The following is an 18,740-nucleotide window of genomic DNA, read 5'->3' as shown; positions in this document are numbered from 1 at the left end:
GGCAGCCGCGAGGTTAAGCCTCGAACGGTTCATCGCCGCGGACGCATTGTGTCAGGGCCCGGCGCAGATCCGGCAGCCGTAGCGGTTTGGTGAGTACCTGAGCAAAACCGCCGGCGCGAATGTCCTCGCCACTGGTGGCCACATCGGCACTGACGGCCACAACGGGGATCCGCGCCGTGCGGGCGTCCCGGCGCAATGCATCCAGCGCCTGCTGGCCATGCATGCCGGGCAGGTGCAGATCCATGAGAATCAGGTCGGGTTGTTCGCTTGTCGCCCTGGCAATGCCACTCTCCGCCTCCGTCGCCTCCAGCAGTTCGATGGACGGGTCCCGCCGGAAAATCTCCCTGGCCAGGGCCATGTTGCTGGGATTGTCCTCCACATAGAGAATGCGGAGCGTTCGGTTTACCGTCTCCACTGCGGTGGTGGCAGTACCCGCCGCGCTGTCGGTTTCGGCGACCAGATCGCTCACATGGTCGGCCGACACGAAGGGCAGGCTGATGGTGAAGGTGCTGCCTTCGCCAGGCGTGCTCGCCACCTGGATCTCGCCGCCGAGCAGCGCCAGGAGCCGCTGTACCAGGACGAGCCCGATGCCGGTGCCCTGAATGCGGCCACCCTCCTGGCCAAGGCGGTTGAAGGACTCGAACAGCCCGTCCCGGTTGTCATGGCTGATGCCGATGCCGGTGTCGCTTACCGCGATATGGAGCCGTTGTTCCTGGTCCCAGGCCACCAGTCGTACATGGCCGTCGTCGTGGTTGTACTTCACGGCGTTGGTCAGCAGATTGAGCAGGATCTGGGTCAGCCGGGTGGTGTCCGACATGAATTCGCCGTGGAACTGGACGTCGTGCTCCAGCGTGATCCGGCGCTGATCGGCCATGGGTGCCACGGTCCGAATACTGTCTTCCACCACGGTGCGCAGGTCGGTGGGTTGATACTCCACGTTCAGCCTGCCGGATTCGATCCGCGCCAGATCCAGCACTTCGCTGATCAGGTCCAGAAGATGCCAGCCCGCCCGCAGGATGTGCTGGACGTTCTCGCTCTGCGTCTCGTTCAGAGGGGCATCGGGGTCGCTCTCCAGCAACTGGCCGAAGCCCAGGATGGCGTTCAGCGGCGTACGCAGCTCGTGGCTCATGTGCGACAGGAATTCGGACTTGGCGCGGTTGGCCTGTTCCGCCTCGACGCGGGCGCTCAGCAGGGCATGTTCGACATCCTTGCGCCGACTGATGTCCATGACCAGACCGAGCAGGCGAATGGGCCGGCCGCGGAAATCGCGTTCGGCGTCGGCGCGGATCTGCAACCAGTGTTGTTGTCCGTTGTCGCCGTTGACGCGAAACTCCAGATCCATTTCTTCCTGTGCCCGCAGGCAGGCGCGTGCGGCTCGCAGCAGCGCATGGCGGTCCTGGCCATGCACCCGTCGCAGGAGCTGCATGATGGTCAACTCGCGGTCCGGGGGCGTAATGCCGAAGACCGTGTTGAGCTGCTCGGGTGTGCCCAGAGAGGCGTTACCGGGATGCCACTCGAAGCTGGCCACGGCGGCGTAATCCTGCGCGGTCCTCAGGCGTTCCTCGTTCTGTTGCCCGGCTTGCTCTGCGCGAACACGCTGGGTGACGTCCTGCTGAATGCCCACGAAGTGGGTGACCTCACCCTGGTCATCGTGAACCGGGGCGACGGAGAGATCATTCCAGAACGGTGTGCCGTCGGCGCGATAGTTCAGCAGTAGCGCGCGGCCGGAGGTGCCGTTACGCAAGGCGTGACGGATGCTGGCCACGGCTTCCGCATCGGTGTCGGGCCCCTGCAGGAAGCGGCAGTTGGCGCCCATTGCTTCTTCAGGCCGATAGCCGGTGATGCGCTGGAACGCCGGGTTGACGTAGACGCTGGGCATGTCGGGCTGTCGGGCATCGGCGAGCAGGACGCCGTTGATGGAGGCATCCAGTGCCTTGGACTGCAGGCGGATCTCTGCTTCCGCCCGGCGCCGTGCGGTGATGTCCAGCGCCTTCGTACACAGCCCGTACGCATGCCCGTCCTCGTCGAGCAACGGGAACCGCTCGACGATGAACGTCCGGGATTCACCGGCAAGCGTGACTGTCTCCTCATGCTCGCTGCTGGTGTCACTGTGCCAGGCTGCGCGCTCCCGTTCGGCGTTCTGGTGCGCAATGCCTTGCCGGAACAGCTGCTCATCCGTGCGGCCGATGGCGCCCCCGGGCTGCAGGCCGAGCAGCGACTCGAAGGCGTGGTTGGCAATCACGTAACGCCCCTGCCGGTCCTTGACCGTCGTGATCACCGGTGAGCGGTTGACGATGGCGTGGAGCCGGCTTTCGCTCTCGCGCGCATCCCGTTCGGCGCGTTTGATACTGGTGTTGTCGAAAAAAGTGATGACGGCGCCGCGCACGGCGCGATCCTGGTCCAGGTAGGGCTGCATGCGCAGGAGGTAGAAGCGCTGTACCGCGCTGCCACCGCGTTCGCCGCCTTCCTCCGTCGTGTGCATGGACTGGGACAGCTGGACCTCGATCTGTTCGCCTTTCTGGACCACCCGCATCAAGCGCTGCCGGAACCGCGGCACCTGGACTCTGAGGTCGACGTCCAGCATCGGGCAGTCTTCAAGCGGCTCGCCGCTGGCGAAAATCCGCTCGCAGGCGGGGTTGTAGAACTTGATGCGCAGGTTCTCATCCACGACGACCACGGGGTCGGTCAGGCTGTCCTTGACGTTGGCAAGATCCGTGTACGCGGCATTGAGCTCATCCGTCTTGCTGCTGAGCTCGTCGTTGACGGTAGCGAGCTCTTCGTTGGTGGACTGCAGTTCCTCATTGGTGGTCTCGAGCCGTTCGTTGGAGGACTGCAGCTCTTCATTGGCTGACTGGAGTTCCTCGTTGGAGGACTGCAGCTCCTCGTTGGTGGTTTCCAGCTCCTCGATGACCGTCTGCAGGTGTTCCCGGGTGGTTGCCAGCTCGTCCTCGAGGTCTTCGATATGCTGTTCGGCGGACTCCGCGTGCAGGGCACCGGTCCCATCGGCGGCGTCGGTGTCGCGCCTCGGCACGGGCTCGGCGGCAGACTGGCGATCGAAACTGATGAGGTAGAGCAGATCCTGGTCCAGTTCGCCGGTCACCGGATGCATGGACACCCGCACCCGCTCGTTACTATCCGACAATTCGATGAGTCGGCTGCTGACGGACTCGCCGTGTTTTTTCACGCGTGCCACCAGGGCGGCGAGGTCGATGCTGAGCTCGTGCCGGACCAGGTTGCGTACGCTGAAGTCCGGTTCGCCGTGGGGGATGCGCAGGTACCCCGAGGTGTCACCGAGAATGTGCTGGATCACCAGTTCGTCATCCACCAGCAGGCCCGGGGGCGCGTAGTGTTCCAGGGTAGCGCGGACCATGCGGTCGTAGGCGCTGAGCCGCGGGCGCGGCGCCGCTGTGGTCGGTGGATCGTCCAGCGGTGCAATCGCCCCGGCGGGATAGGGCGGTGCCGCACGGGGGGTGCGGTTGCCCCGGTGCTGGAAGATCTTCCAGCGGCTGTCCAGGGCCGTGAACAAATGTTCATGCCGGGTGACGTTCTCCGACTTGCCCAGGAACAGCAGCCCACCGGGGTTGATGGCGTAGTGGAACAGCTCGAACAGCCGCCGCTGCGCGTCGTTGTTGAAGTAGATCAGCAGATTGCGGCAGCTGATCATGTCCAGGCGCAGGAACGGCGGATCATGCAGCAGGTTCTGGCGGGCGAACACCAGCATTTCCCGCAGCGCTTTGTTGACCTTGTACCGATCCCCTGCGGGTTCGAAATAGCGATTCACTGTCTCCGCTCGCAGCTCGGCCAGCGAGGTGACGTTGTAGATGCCGCGGCGGGCAACGCCCAGGGCGGTGTCGTCCAGATCAGTGGCAAAGATCTGGATGCGGTAGTCGCCGACGGAGGGGCCGAGCATCTCGCTCAGGAGGATGGCCAGGCTGTAGGCCTCTTCACCGGTGGCGCACCCCGGCACCCAGATGCGGATGTCGTCTCCGGGCCGGCGCTTGCGCAGCATGGCCCCGATCTGTTCCTGCAGGGCGGTAAAGGCGTCCGGGTCGCGGAAGAACGATGTCACGGAAATGAGCACGTCCTGGCAGAACTGCTGCACCTCGGCGGGCTCCGTCTCCAGCAACGCCAGATAGTCGTCCAGGGTGGTCAGGTGTCGTGCTGCCATGCGCCGTCGCAACCGGCGCTGGATGGTCTTCTCCTTGTAGGCCGCCAGGTCCAGCCCGGTCTGCTGGTGCACCAGGCGGGTGATGCGGTCGTAAACCGGTGCCTCCTTCTCCTCCGGCTGGATCAGCAGCGTGCGACCGCTCATCTCGGCGATGCGCTGGAGTTCACCGGTGATCCGGTCCGGAGGCATCACCAGGTCCACGCAGCCCGTTTCCATGGCGGCCCGCGGCATGCCATCGTACTTGGCCGTCTCCGGTGCCTGTGCCAGCGTAAAGCCGCCGGCGGCCTTGATGCTGCGAATGCCGTGGCTGCCGTCGCTGCCGGTGCCCGAGAGCACCACGGCAACCGCGTGGTCCCCGAACTCGTCGGCCAGGGAGCGGAAGAAGGCATCCACCGACGGCTTGGGGATGGGGCGATCTTCGGGTTCGGTCAGGCGCAGCAGACCGTCGTCCACCACCAGGTTGGCATTGGCGAGCGCGATGGCGATGGTGTTGGGGCGGATCGCCATGCCGTCGCTGATCTGCTCCACCGGCAGGGCCGTCTCCCGGCTCAGCAGTTGCACCAGCATGCTCTCGTGCTTGGGCGAGAGGTGCTGAGCGATGATGTAGGCCATGTTCGTGCGCGTGGGGAGTGCGCCGACCAGCGTGCGCAGGGCTTCGAGACCACCGGCGGAGGCGCCGATCCCGGCGACGGTCATGACGGCGTTATCGCCTTGTTGAGACGTTCCTTTCTCCGGGGGCGATGGCTCGGTGCTGTCGCGGTCGCCGGTGATGTCCGACATGACGTATACCTCGAGCGGACGTGCCGCCGCTGCTGCTGCTGCTGCGCACGGGGAAACCGGCGGTTGGATGCCAGCCTCGAGGCCGGGCCTTGCTGGTCGATTCTAGGGTTGCGCCCGTATTGCCGCAACCCGCGAACCGCGGGTTACTGACCGACCGGCGACACGCGAGAATGTGCAGCGTGTGGGTAAAGCTTCCGCCCACAGTGCCGATATCTGCCAACCAGACCGCAGCAAACCGGGCGTGTGTGCCGGTATGTTGCATGGTCAACACCGACGATTGGGTCCCAGTCAGGGGAGAGAACGCATGGCACTGGTAAAGAAGTCCGATCTGGAATCGGGCGAGCAGGAACACGCCTCGCAGGGTGCCGGACAGGATGGCGGCCAACAGCAGTCCCGCCGTGAGGCGGAGGCGGCCCGGCGACGCGCGCGCACCATGGCGAAGCGCCAGCAGGCGGCAGAGCGCATTGCCGCGGCCGTCGCGCAGCTCGGCAGCAGCGTGACGGAGTCGTCGTCCGCGGCGGAGCAGCTCAAGCGTTCCATGAACCAGATCGCGGTGGGTGCCGAGGAAGCGTCCGGGGCGTCGCAGCAGGCCCTGGGCTCCGTGACCCAGGTGGCCAGCGCGGTGGCCCAGCAGCGTGACAACACCCGCGCCGGCGCCCAGCGCCTGGACAACATGACCGACCAGGTCATCAGCACCGGTGACCGCATCGAGGATCTGGTGGACGTGGTCAAGCGCGGTATCGAACGCCAGGGGCGTGCCGTGGAGGGCGCCGACACCCTGTCCCGGCGGGCCGAAGAAGTGGGGGACATCGTCAAGGCAGTCACCCGCATCGCCGATCAGACCAACCTGTTGGCGCTGAACGCGGCCATCGAGGCCGCGGGCGCCGGGCAGCATGGCCAGGGTTTCGCCGTGGTGGCGGATGAAGTGCGCAGCCTGGCGGAGCTCTCCCAGAAGAGCGCCGCCGAGATCCAGGAACTGGTCAACCGGATTCAGGGTGAGGTGGAGTCCATCACTGGCGAGATTCGCCAGGCGGCGGAGCAGGGCCAGAGCAACGCCGACGCCGGCGACCGTATCAGCCAGCAGCTGGAACACGTGCGTGCGGGGATGCAGAAGATGCGGGAGAGCGGCCGCACCATCCTCGGCATCGTGGAGGAATCCGCCGAGGCGGCAGAGCGGGTGCAGAAAGAAGCGGAGACCATCGCCAGCGCCGCCGAGGAACAGGCCTCTGCCTGCGAAGAGGCGGTGCGTATGGCCAACGAGCAGACCACCGCCCTGAACCAGTGCCAGGAGGCCACGGAGAATCTCTCGGAGCTGGCCGAAGGGCTGCGGGACAACACCGACATCGATCGCAGTGCCGAGGAAGTGGCCGCCGCGGCGGAGCAGTTATCCACGTCGGTGGAGCAGATCCATCGCGCCTCCTCCCAGGTGGCGGTGGCCATCGAGCAGATCAACAAGGGGGCGAGACAGCAGAGCAGGGCCGGTGAGAATGCGGCCGCGGCGATCGCTCAGCTGGAGCAGGGAGCCACCAAGGCCTCGGAAGCGGCTCAGGGGATCATCGAGCTGGGGGACGAGGCGTTCGAGAAACTCACGGAGAACCGCCGGACGGTGGAAGAGCTGGCCAGCAGCGTCGCCAGCGGCGCCGAGCAATCCCGGGACGTGCGCAAGCGCGTGCGTGAGCTGGAGTTGGTGACCCGGCGCATCGACAAGACCATGGGCGGGATCAACATGGTCAACGTCCAGACCAGCATGCTGGCGGTCAACGGCGGCATCGAGGCCGCCCGTGCCGGCGAGCACGGCAAGGGCTTCACCGTGGTGGCCACGGATATCCGCAACCTGGCACGGGATGCCGCCGAGAACGCCGGACGCATCGAGGAGGTGGTGGGGCTGGCCCAGGACGACATTGCCGATGTGCGCTCGCTGATGGAGCAGCTTGCCACCAGTGCCGAGGAAGAGACCCAGAGCAACGAGGCCATTGTCCGCGATCTCGGCAAGGTCGAAGAGGCGGTGAAACAGGTGCTGGATGCCAACCAGGAGATTGCCCAGGCGTCCAGGAACATCACCGACTCGGTGCGCGAGGCGAAGACGGATATCGAACAGATCGCCGCTGCCGCGACTCAGGCCGAGCAATCCACCACCGAGGCGGCGACCGCCTCCCGGCAGCAAAGCCAGGCCGGTGAGGAACTGGCTGCGGCCGCGGAGGAGATCGCCTCCCTGGCGGATCAGCTGCAGACGGGGGGCTGAACATGACTGCGGCCAGTCATGGGCAGGAGCCGGAGGCGGTTTCCGCCGGGGGCGCCCGGGAGTACCTGATCTTCGCCGTGGGGGACGGGCGATACGCGCTGCCCATGGAGCCGGTGGACGAGATCATCCGTGTGCCCGACATGACGCCGGTGCCGCTGAGCCCGGATGCCGTGGTGGGCGCGGTGAACCTGCGCGGTCGAGTGGTACCGGTGGCGGCGTTGCGCCCGTTGCTGGGCTACCCCGAACGTGACACGGGGGACGACCGGCGGATTTTCGTGACCCGCGTCCGTGGTGGACTTGGCCTCCTCGCCGATGCGGTGCTGGAGACAACGGTGCTGACGCCGGAACAGATCCGTGTGGCCACCAATGTCACGGAACTGGCTGCACTGCCCTGGCTGGACGGGGTGGTGCATTGCGACCAGGGGCTGGTGCAGTGCCTGAATCTGGAACGACTGGTGGATGCCGGGAATATCGAGGTGATGCCGGCGGTGTCCGGCGATTCCGGTGGCAGCACGGCGTTGCAGCAGACGGCTGCGCCGGGGCCTGCGGAATCGCGACACGAACTGCTCGGCGTCGCGGTGGGCCATCAGACCTTCGCGCTGCCGCTGGACTCGGTGGTGGAAATCCTGCAGGAACCCGACGAACTCAGCCCAGTACCTGACGGACCGGAGGCGATGATCGGCATTGCTGACTGGCGGGACCGGCCTTTGCCGTTGCTGGACCTGGGCCGCCGTTTTGGCTTGTCCACCGGTGTTGATGGTCAGGCCCGCAGAGTGCTGGTGGTGCCGCTGAGCGGTGACCGTGGTGATCTGGAGGGGCCACTGGTCGGGCTGGTCGCCGATGCGGCGCGGGAAGTGCTGCGGATCCCCGACCAGCAGGTGGACGCGGTTCCGGAGGTCATGCGTGCCTCCGGGCAACTGGATGAATGCCGCGCCGTCGCGAGGCTCGAAGACGGCCGCCTGGTATCCGTTCTCGAGCCACGGCGGCTGGTCAGCGAGCGCCAGCTGCGGGAGGCAGGGAATGCCGCCGCTGCTGCCGAAGCGGATGCGGCGCTGGAGGATGGCGATCAGTTCGTGCTGTTCGACCTGGCCGGCCAGGCCTACGGTGTGCCCATTGCGGCGGTGAAGGAAATCATTCGGCCTCCGGAGGCCCTGACCAGGGTTCCGCGGGCGCCGGCCGTGGTGGAAGGCGCACTCAATCTGCGCGGCAGCATTCTGCCGCTGGTGGGGCTGCGCCGCTATCTCGGCCTGGGTCCGGTGCCCGACGAGGATGCGGCGCGCGTGCTGGTACTGCGTCGGGAAACCGCCTGGCTCGGCTTCGGCGTGGATGCGGTACTGCGGGTGGAGCGCATCGCCGATGACAGTATTCGGCCGGCACCCGCGAGTGCCACCCGCCACACGGATCTGCTTTCCCATGTCGCCACCGGTGACGACGGTCGCATGACCCTGCTGCTGGACCCGAAAGGGCTGGCCGCGCGGGTGGAGGCCGCCGCCGAGGAAATGACCATGACCACCCTGGCCACCCGGGAGCCGGCATGCTGACCGTTCTCGTGGTCGATGACTCTGCCCTCATGCGCCGCGCCCTGCGGGACGCCCTGGAAGCGGAATCCGACATCCGCGTGGAGATCGCCCGCGACGGCCAGGATGCCCTGGAGCAGGTGGCGCGGGTCCGGCCGGACGTGATGACCCTGGATATTCACATGCCGGTCATGGACGGGCTGACCTGCCTGAGCCACCTGATGGTGGATTCTCCCTGCCCGGTGATCATGGTGTCGTCGCTGACCGAGAAGGGGGCGCTGGCAACCTTCGAGGCCATGGAGCTGGGCGCATTCGACTACGTGGCGAAGCCGGGAGGCACCGTATCGACGGATCTGGACGGCATTCGTCGCGACCTGGTCGCGAAAATCCGCGCGGCCACCGGAACGCCGGCGATGTCCACCCGGCAGCACCCGCCGCGACGCGGTCCACCGCCGGCGGCGCCCGCCGCATCCGCCGCATCCGCGGGACACGACCGCTTGCTGATGATCGGTGTTTCCACCGGCGGCCCCCGCACCCTGGAACAGATCCTGCCCCTGCTGCCCACCGGTGCCGGCTGGCCGGTGCTGGTGATCCAGCACATGCCGGCGAGTTTCACCTCCGTGTTCGCACGGCGCCTGGACGGTCTCTGCCAGCTTCCGGTACGCGAGGTGGATCGGCCCACCCGCCTGGAGGACGACGTGATCCATCTCGCCCGGGGCGATGCGGACATCACCCTCAGCCGGCGTGCGGCGGGGCTGTCCCTGGTGCCCACTCCGCTGGATGACCAGCACCTGTGGCATCCGTCCGTGAGCCGTTTCCTGCAGAGCGCCCAGGGGTTGCTGGCGCCCGGGAACCTGATCGGCGCGCTGCTCACCGGCATGGGCGATGACGGTGCCCGGGACCTGGCCGACTGGCACCACAAGGGGGCGCGCACCATTGCCGAAGCCGAAGAAACCGCGACGGTGTTCGGCATGCCCCAGGAGCTGATCAACCACCAGGGGGCCACGGACATCCTGCCGTCCCACCAGATCGGCGACCGGCTGGTCGCGTGGACACGAACCGGGGAGAGTGCCTGATGCCGCTGGTGCGCCGCGACGACCACGACGGGGAACCCCGGGAAGAGCGCCGTGAGAACCAGCGCGAAGGGGCAGGGCTGCTGGAGCAGCTGCAGGACACGCGGGCGGTGGCCCGCCGGCGCGCTGCCCGTGAGCTTGCCGGCGACGCCGCAGCCGTGGACGCCATCTGCAACGCCCTGGAAGTCGAGACCGACGCGGGCTGTCGCCATGCCATGCTCACGGCCCTGCTGGTCACCGGCGGGGAGCGGGCCAAGGCGCGCTTGCTGCAGCTGCTGCGCAGCGAGGATGCCGGCCTGCGCAACGGCGCCATCGAGGTGCTGCAGGGGATGCCCGGGCTCGCCGGCGAGTACATGGACGGCCTGCTGGCCGACCCGGACTCCGATGTGCGCATTTTCGCCGTGAACATCCTCGAGTCCCTGTGTCACGACCGTGTGCCGGAGTGGCTGATGCAGGTGTTGCACAACGACGACCACGTCAATGTCTGCGCCGCCGCCGTGGATGTGCTCACCGAGGTGGGCGGGCCGGAGTGCCTGCCGGCGCTGGAGGCACTGCCGTACCGGTTCCCGGACGAGCCCTTCGTCGATTTCGCCGTGCGGACTGCCGTGCGCCGGATCCGCGGGACGGAGGCCGACGATGGGCGGTGAGCTCCGGCAGGGGGTGACGTCGCCCCAACTCAGCGGCGAGGACTTCGCCCGGTTCCGCGAGTTCTACTACCGCAAGACCGGGAACTGGTTCGACGAAGCCAAGCGCTACTACGTGGACAAGCGGGTGCTGGCCCGCATGCGCATCACCGGCTGCGACTCCTTCCGCGAATACTTTGTCCGCCTGCGCTTCGACGCCGATGGCAGCGAGCTGCAGGCGCTGATCAACAGCATGACGGTCAACGAGACCTATTTTTTCCGCGAGGAGTACCAGTTCCAGTGCCTGGTGCGCTCCATGCTGCCGGAAATCGCGCGACGCAAGCGCCCCGGCGACACCATCCGGATCTGGTCCCTGCCCTGTTCCAGTGGTGAGGAGGTCTACTCCCTGGCGTTCTACCTGCTGGAGTACTGGCCGCAGGTGGACGACTACGACGTCGAACTCATCGGCTCGGACATCGACACCGCCGCCCTGGATCGCGCCAGGGAAGGCGTTTACGACCGTCGTCCCGTCCACGCGCTGCCCGAGGCGGTTCTGCGCCGCTACTTCCGGCAGCTAGCCGATGGGCGCCACCAGGTCCTGGAGAGTATCCGCGACTCCGTCCGCCTGACGCGGGTCAACCTGCAGGACCCGCTGGAGACCCGCGCATACCGGGGCTTCGATGTGGTGTTCTGCCGTAACCTGCTGATCTATTTCGACGATGCCGCCCGCCGCCGGGCGGCGGAGACGCTGTTCGATGCGCTCAACCCCGGGGGCTACATCTGTCTTGGGCACTCGGAATTCATGAGCCGCATCTCGTCGCTGTTCCGGCCCGCGCGTTTCGCCGAGGCCATTGTCTACCAGAAACCCGAGGAGGCCGACCGATGACACGTGTGCTGGTGGTGGACGATGCCCAGACCGTGCGCCTGTACCACCGCGAACTGCTGGAGCAGGACGGTTTCCAGGTGGAAGAGGCAGTGAACGGGCTTGAGGCATTGGAGCGGCTTGCCGATACCCCGTATGACCTGCTGCTTGTAGACGTGAACATGCCGCGCATGGACGGCTACACCCTGGTCCGACGCGTTCGCGAGGACAGCAGCGACCCGGGGGTGCCGGTGATCATGGTGACCACCGAAGGTGCCGCCACCGATCGCGAGCAGGCGCTGCGCGCCGGCGCCAACCTGCACGTGGTCAAGCCGGTCCAGCCCGAGGCGCTGCTGTTCCAGGTGCGCCTGATGAGTGGAGCATTGTCATGAACCCGTTACTGAAACAATTCGTCGAGGAGACCCGGGAGTTCCTGGAAGACGCGGCCAGCGGGTTGCTCGCCCTGGAGAAAAACCCGGACGACAGCGATGCCATGGGCCGCGTGTTCCGGGCCATGCACAGCACCAAGGGTGGCTCCGGGCTGTTCGACTTCGATCCCATGACCGACCTGGTGCACGAGGCGGAGAACCTGCTGGACGAAGTGCGTCACGGCGACCGGGCCATGTCCGCGGTCCTGGCGGACCAGCTGCTGGACGTGCTGGATCAGGTGACCCGCTGGATCGATGCCATCGAACGCGACGAGGTTTTGCCCGCCGATGCGCCCCAGCGCAGCCAGGCCCTGGTGACCGCGCTGCGCCAGGCGGCGGACGGCGAGGATGCTGCCGCCGGGGGGACCAGCGCTTCGCCAGATGCGTCCGACGATTCCCCGGTGCCCGAGGATGCCGCCGACGCCCTGGCTCCGGAATGGCTGGAGGTGGTGCCGGATCAGCAGCGCCGGGAACTGGCGCAGCGCCTGCTGCTGGAGCGGGCGCCGGTGACGGCGTTCGAGTTCACGCCGGACTCCGGCGTGTTCTTCAGTGGCGGCGATCCGCTGTTGCTGGTCCGCGACCTGGAGGGGCTGGCATGGCTTGATATCGCGCCACGGCAGCCGTGGACCGACGTGGACAATCTCGACCCCTACGACTGTCGCCTGCGCTTCCGTGGTCTGGTGGCCGCGGAGCCCGGCGTGGTGGCGGATGCGTTCGCCTTCGAGGACGAGAATACCTTCCAGTGCCTGCGTGTGCCGCAGGATGCGCTGGTGTTCCCCGCCGGGGAATCCGGCGACGTTGCCCTGCTGGAGGAGTTTCTGGCTTCGGCACCGGAGGACTTCGCGCGGGGTGACCTGGAGGCCCTGCGCCGCAGTGCCGAGGCCATGGGCCGGATGCTCAGTATCGACACCCGCGAGGGCAGCGCCCTGGCCTGGCTGCAGCTGGTGCTGGACGCCGGGCGGGGTGATCTGGCGACGTTGTTGCTGCGCGAGCTGGGCGCCGACGTCGATGACGCGTCGACCGTGGCAGCTGCCCCGCCGAAGCCGGCGACGGTGGACGCCGGGTCCGCGAAATCGGCGTCTGCCTCCGGGGGCCAGCAAGGCGTGGGGGTGGATCCACGCGCCGTTCAGGCGATCATGCAGGAACAGCTGGCCATGCTCGGTGCCACCGACCCCGATGCCGCGGATGCCGCCGGTCGGGTAGCTGCGGCCGGCCGCGTCATCCGCCGCGGGCTGGAGGCCCTGGGCAGGTCCACCGAGGGGCTCGATGGTGCCCTGGCCGAGGCGGGCCGTGGGGAGCTGGGTCGGCTGCGCGGTCTCATCGAGACGGAAGGCGGCGGCGAGCCAATGCCGACGATGGACGCTGGTGCCCCGGGCGCCGGTGACGGCGGCGAGCGCGTTGCCAAGAGCTTCCGCGTGGACGCCGAGAGCATTGATCTGCTCGGCGACCTGGTGGGCGAGCTGGTGGTGGCCAAGAACAGTTTCCCGTTCCTGGCCGAGCGGGCGGAACACCAGTACGGCGTGCGTGACCTGGCGCGGGAGCTCAAGGATCGTTTCAACGTCATCAGCCGTATCGCCCAGGACATGCAGAGCGCCGTGATGCAGGTCCAGATGCTGCCCATGCAGCAGATCTTCCAGCGCTTCCCGCGCCTGGTGCGGGATCTGTCCCGGCGCCTGGACAAGGACGTGGAGCTGGTGCTCGAAGGGGAGCAGACCGAGGCCGACAAGACGGTGATCGAGGTCCTGGGTGAGCCGCTCACCCACATGGTGCGCAACAGCATCGACCACGGCATCGAACTGCCTGACCAGCGCGAGGCGGCGGGCAAGCCGCGGCAGGGGACGGTGCGCCTGGCAGCGCGGCAGGAGGGCGAGAACGTTATCATCGAAGTGGAGGATGACGGCGGCGGGCTCGACCCGGAGGCGATTCGCCGCAAGGCGGTGAGCCGGGAGCTCATCGGCGAGGACGAAGCCCGGCGCCTGAGCGAGCAGGACAGTCTGCAGCTCATTTTCGCCCCGGGCTTCTCCACCCGCGACGCCGTTTCCGATCTCTCCGGCCGTGGTGTGGGCATGGACGTGGTGCGCAGTACCGTGCACCGCTATGGCGGCACGGTGAGTGTTGCCAGCGAACATGGCACGGGCACGCGACTGCGGCTGTCCATGCCGCTGACCATGGCCGTGTCCTACGTCATGGGGGTGGAAGTGGCCGGGCAGCTGTTCGGCGTGCCCATGGAGAATATCGTGGAGACCGTGCGCCTGCCGCAGTCGGCGGTGCGCAAGGTGAAACAGGAGGAAGCCGTGGTGCTCCGGGATCAGGTGGTGCCACTGCGGCGCCTGGACCGGTTGCTGATGCTCGAGGCGGAGGCCAGTGAGCGGCGGACGCGGGTGGACGCCAACTATGACGAACCCCAGGTCAGCGTGCTGGTGGTGCGTCACAATGATGGCCCCCTGGGTCTGGTGGTGGATGATTTCCAGGAAGGCCTGGATGTGATCGTCAAGCCCATGGAGGGGGTGCTGGCGAGCATCCGCGCCTACTCCGGCACTGCGCTGCTGGGTGATGGCCGCGTGCTGCTGGTGCTCAATCTCAGGGAGTTGCTGTGACATGGCGATTGAATACGGCAAGACGGTGGCAAAACTCCAGGGCTCCTGCGGTGTGGAGGAGGCCGATGAACTGCTGCAGTGGCTGCAGGCCAACCCCCGCGGCAAGGTGAACCTCAAGGGCTGTGACCACCTCCACGCGGCCGTGCTGCAGGTGTTGATGGCCCTGCGCCCGGCCCTGTCGGCGGCACCGGAAGACCCCTTCCTGGCGCGCTGGGTGATGCCGGCGCTTGACCAATCCGGCGGCGGGGAGCATGGCTGACCCGTTCGTTGTGGCCGTGGCCAACCGCAAGGGCGGAACCGGCAAGTCCACCACTGCAGTGAATCTCGCCGCACTCTGGGCGCAACAGGGGCGCCGAACGCTGCTGGTGGACCTGGACAGTCAGGGGCACGGTGGTCTTGGTCTGGGAGTGCGGCCGGCCCGGGGGCAGGCGGGGAGCCAGCAGTGCCTGGCCGGCGAGGTGGCCAGGCTGGAGGAGGCCCTGGTGGCCACTTCGCAGTCCGGCCTGGATGTGCTGCCGGCGGACACCCGCATGCCGCGTGAGCCGGACGTGGATTCACGGCGACTGGCGGCGCTGCTTCGGGGGCAGGGCGAGCGCTGGGACCGGGTGATCGTGGATACGCCACCGTCGGCGGGCGCTCTGCTGGACAACGCCCTGGCGGCCGCCCACGGTGTGGTGGTGCCGCTGCAGCCGCATGCCCTGGCGGCGGAGGGCGTGCGGCAACTGGTACAGTTGTTCTTCCGCACGGCCAGCACCGTCAACCCGGGGCTGCAGCATCTGGCCATCGTGCCGGTGATGCGCGATGCCCGGGTGCGGCTGCACCGGCGGGTGGTCGACGACCTCGCACGGCAATTCGGCGGCTTCCGGGTACTGCGGGGCATCCGGGCGGATATACGCCTCGCGGAGGCCTTCGAAGCGGGCTCTGCCATCATTCACTATGCACCTCGCAGCCGTGGGGCCATGGACTACCAGTTGCTGTCGGAAGAACTCGAGGCCTTCTGGTAGTCCGCTGCAAGCAGGAGGTGGTGTGGCATCGTCGGACTGGACAACCTATCGCCTGCTGCTTGCTGCCGCACTGGTCGCCTACGGCGCCATGATTCTGGTGGCGGGCCTGGTTTCACCCGGTCTCCCGGGTGCCTCGGTGATGGACTCCCGACTCATGGGCCTGAGCCCTGCCGTGGGCGTCGCACTGTTGCTGGTTGGTTGCGGTTTTCTTGCCGGCATCTGTGACCGCCCCGGCCTGGCGCTCGCCGGCGGGGTGTCGGCGCTGCTGTTGTCCCTGTTGCTGTTGATCGACGTTGCCGAGGGCGTCACGGATCAGGTTGGCGAGGTGGTTGCCGGTGTCGGCGCCATGATGCTGCTGCTGCATGTGACCCGGTTCGGGCGTTTGCGGTGGTGGCGCACCGCGGCTGCGGGCGGCGCTCTCGCGGCGTCGGCGCTGGCGTGGAGCGGCGCACCGGAGAGCGCTGCCGCGCTGGCCCTGCTGGCGGTCCTGGCCTGGTCCGGGCCCCATGCCGCAGCGGAGACGGAACGTCCCGGGGCGACGGCGAGCCTGGTCGGCCCGCTGGTCATGTTCGGCGTGGTGCTGGCAGGAACCCTGACCCTGTGGCAGGTGGTTGCCGAGGGGCAGCGGAATCTATGGCAGGAGCGTTCCCAGCGGGCCGCGGACCGCTTCCACCAGCACATCCTGGATGATCTGGCGTTGCGAACCGAGGCGCTGGAGCGCATGGCGCGGCGCTGGGAATACCGCGGCGGTCTCACGGAAGCGGAATGGCGTCAGGATGCCCGCCGCTATGTGGATGACTTCCGCGGTCTGGAGGGCATGGCGGTCCTGGATGGCGATCTGCGTCCCCGCTGGCTGGAGGGGCTTGTCCAGGTTGCGGACATGCCCACAGTCGGGTTCTCGGGGCATCCGGTCCTGGCTCCCGTGATCGACGGCGTGCGCCGCGAGGGTGGCACCCGTCTCTCGCTGCCTGTGCGTGAGCCCTATGGTCCGGCGTATGTCTACATGGCCACGGCGTTTCAAAGCAACGGCGACACCGACGCCGTGTTGCTGTCCGTTCGGCGTCTCGGCCACTTGTTTCGCCGGGCGCAGTACGGTGCCGAACCGGGCTTTGTCTATCAGGTGGTGGATGCCGGTGGTGAGCCCCTGTTCGGCCCGGTGCCGGCAGATGGGGGTGCCTACCGCACGGACCGGGTCGTGGATGTCGCCGGCGCCCACTGGCAACTGGCGACCTGGCCGGGGGCAGCTCTGCTGTCCCGCAGGCAGGCGTACGATGCCGATGCCGTGCTGTTGGGCGGGGCTGGATTCGCACTGGCGACGCTGCTGGTGATGCGCCTGTCCCTGGTGGCCCGGGCCCGGGCCATGAGTTCCGCCGCGCAGGCGCAGGCGCTGCAGCGCGAGGTGGAGGAACGCCAGGTGGCGGAACGCCGCCGGCAGGCCACTGCGCAGCGTCTGGAGGAGACGCTGAACTCCCTCTCGGATGGTTTCTTCACCCTGGACCGGACGTTGCGAGTCACCTACGTCAACCGCGCGACGGCTGAACTGGTGGGCATCGATGCAGAGCAGCTCATCGGCAAGCTGCTGTGGAATCTGTTCCCGGAGAATCAGGATGTCTACGGGCCCATCTACGAGCGCGTGCTGGCGACCGGGCGGCCCGAGCGCACCGAGGTGCTGGACGCCAGCTTCGAGCGCTGGGTCGAGCTCCGGGTGGACCCGGTCCAGGAAGGCCTCGCCGTGCATTTCCGGGATGTCACGGAGACCAAGCGCATTCGCGATCAACTGCTGTTCCAGGGACAGATTCTGGAACAGATTCACGACGCGGTCATTGCCGCCGACCTTGCCGGCAACATCAGTTCCTGGAATCACGGTGCAGAGCGGCTGTTCGGTTATGCCAGTGACGAAATGATTGGCCAGCCGCTGCGGCGGCTGCGGCCGGGGCCGGACTACGTTTCCCTGCGCCAGAAGCTCATCGACCCCTTGATGCGCAGCGGAACCCACGAGGCCCAGGTGGAGCTGGAGGACCGGCACGGGCGCAAGTTCATGGCCATGGTCTCGCTGTCCCTGACCCGGGATGACGAAGGCCACGCGCACAGCATGCTGGCGCTGGTGATGGACGTCTCGGAGCGTTTCCAGTTCGAACTCGACCTGCAGCAGGCGCTGGCCCGCGCGCAGATTCACGCGGGGCGGCTGCGCGAGCTTGCGAGGATCTCCCTGGCCCTGAATACCGTGCGCAGCCGTCGCCGGGCCCTGGAGGCGCTGGTGACCGATGGCCGGACGCTGCTCAATGCCCACGTTGCCAGGGTGAGCCTGCCAGGCTCCGCCGAGCCGTCGGAGCAGCCGCTGGATGTGGTCTCGCGTTCGGAGAAGTATGCCCACGATGGAGTCTTCGGCGACGTTGTTGACGAGGGCCTGGTGAATCTGGTGAAAACGGCCGGCAGCGCCGTGGTACTCACCGGAGATGCGTTGGCGGAGCAGGTGCCGGCGATGCATGGTGTGGATACCTGGCTGGGAGTGCCGCTCATGCGTCATGACGGCAGCTTCATGGGCCTGTTGCAGTTTGCAGACCGCTTCAAGGGAACGTTTACCGAAGACGACGAAGCCGTCGCCCTGCAACTCGGCCAGCTGGCTGCGGCGGTGCTGGACAAGACCGCTGCCCTGGATAGCCTGCGCCGGGTGGAAGCGGATCAGCGGGAAAAACTGGAATTCCTGAACACCGTCACGCGCAGCGTTGCCGAGGGCATTGTCGTGACCGATGCCAATGGCAATGTCGACTATGTGAACCGCAGTGCCGTCAGACTGCTGGAAGCCGCCCCGGAGGACCTCATGGGCCGGCCCCTGAGTGCCGTCCTCGGGGCGCTGGAATCGGAAGGCGGGAGTGGTGGCGACGGGCTCTGGCATGTGACCCGGGAGCGACGGGATGGTGCCCGGGTGCGACTGGCCGTGCGTGTGAGCCAGTTGGTGGAAGGACACTGGCAGGGTGGTCGGGTGGTTGTGTTTCGTGAGGAAGCGTGAGGCGCATGCGGGATCGGGTTTTCGTCTACGGCACCTTGCGCCGCGGTGGCAGTAACCACGGGCTGCTTGGGCGGGCGCGCTGCCTGGGCGACCACGTCACTGACCCCGCCTATCGGATGCTCGATATCGGTCCGTATCCCGGAGTCGTCACCGGCGGTGGCGTCGCCATCCGCGGGGAGGTCTACGAGGTCACCCCCGCGCAGTTCCGCCAGCTGGATGCCCTGGAAGACTATCCCCGCAGTTACACCCGGGAGCGCATTGACACGCCGTGGGGGCCCGCCTGGATCTACCTGTACCGGCCGGGCGGCCAGCGGCTGTCCGAGATTCCCTCCGGCGACTGGCTCCGGCGTCAGCCTGCCGGCCGTCGCGCCCGGCGGTGATACCTCTGCCCCGCCTGCCGCGTTGCAGCAACGAAAGCCGATGACATTCTCCTGAT

General features: G+C 67.4%; 12 protein-coding genes. 11 read left to right on the top strand and 1 reads right to left on the bottom strand.

Annotated elements, in window-relative coordinates:
• Positions 1-13: 13 nt before the first annotated feature.
• Positions 14-4,948, bottom strand: a complete 4,935-nt coding sequence (locus tag KU884_RS10910; RefSeq protein WP_167782672.1) for a chemotaxis protein CheB — start codon at positions 4,946-4,948, stop codon at positions 14-16.
• Positions 4,949-5,252: 304 nt separating this feature from the next.
• On the opposite strand from KU884_RS10910, the gene KU884_RS10905 reads away from it, so the two are divergent.
• The 11 genes from KU884_RS10905 to KU884_RS10855 are packed head-to-tail and all read left to right on the top strand — an operon-like array spanning position 5,253 to position 18,684.
• A complete protein-coding gene (locus KU884_RS10905) occupies positions 5,253-7,190 on the top strand; it encodes a methyl-accepting chemotaxis protein (RefSeq protein ID WP_167782671.1) in 1,938 nt (645 codons plus the stop codon).
• Between the two features lie 2 nt (positions 7,191-7,192).
• Positions 7,193-8,731, top strand: coding sequence for a chemotaxis protein CheW (locus KU884_RS10900; protein WP_167782670.1), 1,539 nt, complete (start codon positions 7,193-7,195; stop codon positions 8,729-8,731).
• Positions 8,725-9,783: a chemotaxis-specific protein-glutamate methyltransferase CheB gene (gene cheB, locus KU884_RS10895; RefSeq protein ID WP_167782669.1), complete on the top strand. Its 1,059-nt coding sequence runs from the start codon at positions 8,725-8,727 to the stop codon at positions 9,781-9,783. Before KU884_RS10900 ends, cheB begins: the two co-directional genes overlap by 7 nt.
• Entirely contained in the window at positions 9,783-10,427 is a 645-nt protein-coding gene (locus tag KU884_RS10890) for a HEAT repeat domain-containing protein (RefSeq protein WP_167782668.1), read from the top strand. Before cheB ends, KU884_RS10890 begins: the two co-directional genes overlap by 1 nt.
• Positions 10,417-11,289 (top strand): protein-glutamate O-methyltransferase CheR, encoded by an 873-nt coding sequence (locus KU884_RS10885; protein ID WP_167782667.1) that lies wholly within the window; start codon positions 10,417-10,419, stop codon positions 11,287-11,289. The genes KU884_RS10890 and KU884_RS10885 overlap by 11 nt, the downstream gene beginning before the upstream one ends.
• A complete protein-coding gene (locus KU884_RS10880) occupies positions 11,286-11,657 on the top strand; it encodes a response regulator (RefSeq protein WP_167782666.1) in 372 nt (123 codons plus the stop codon). The genes KU884_RS10885 and KU884_RS10880 overlap by 4 nt, the downstream gene beginning before the upstream one ends.
• Entirely contained in the window at positions 11,654-14,290 is a 2,637-nt protein-coding gene (locus KU884_RS10875; RefSeq protein ID WP_167782665.1) for a chemotaxis protein CheA, read from the top strand. The genes KU884_RS10880 and KU884_RS10875 overlap by 4 nt, the downstream gene beginning before the upstream one ends.
• 1 nt (position 14,291) lies before the next feature.
• Positions 14,292-14,549 carry a hypothetical protein gene (locus KU884_RS10870; protein WP_167782664.1) on the top strand — a complete coding sequence of 86 codons (258 nt, stop codon included), beginning with the start codon at positions 14,292-14,294 and terminating at the stop codon, positions 14,547-14,549.
• Positions 14,542-15,294 (top strand): ParA family protein, encoded by a 753-nt coding sequence (locus KU884_RS10865; RefSeq protein ID WP_167782663.1) that lies wholly within the window; start codon positions 14,542-14,544, stop codon positions 15,292-15,294. Before KU884_RS10870 ends, KU884_RS10865 begins: the two co-directional genes overlap by 8 nt.
• 22 nt (positions 15,295-15,316) lie before the next feature.
• Positions 15,317-18,304, top strand: a complete 2,988-nt coding sequence (locus KU884_RS10860) for a PAS domain S-box protein (RefSeq protein ID WP_167782662.1) — start codon at positions 15,317-15,319, stop codon at positions 18,302-18,304.
• Positions 18,305-18,309: 5 nt separating this feature from the next.
• Complete coding sequence (locus KU884_RS10855) at positions 18,310-18,684, top strand: gamma-glutamylcyclotransferase (RefSeq protein ID WP_167782661.1); 375 nt, start codon at positions 18,310-18,312, stop codon at positions 18,682-18,684.
• The last annotated feature ends 56 nt before the right edge of the window (positions 18,685-18,740 follow it).

This window comes from Aquisalimonas sp. 2447 (assembly GCF_012044895.1).
Lineage (GTDB): Bacteria > Pseudomonadota > Gammaproteobacteria > Nitrococcales > Aquisalimonadaceae > Aquisalimonas.
The sequence above is the reverse complement of the archived record's forward strand: the minus strand, read 5'-3'. Positions and strand labels throughout refer to the sequence as shown.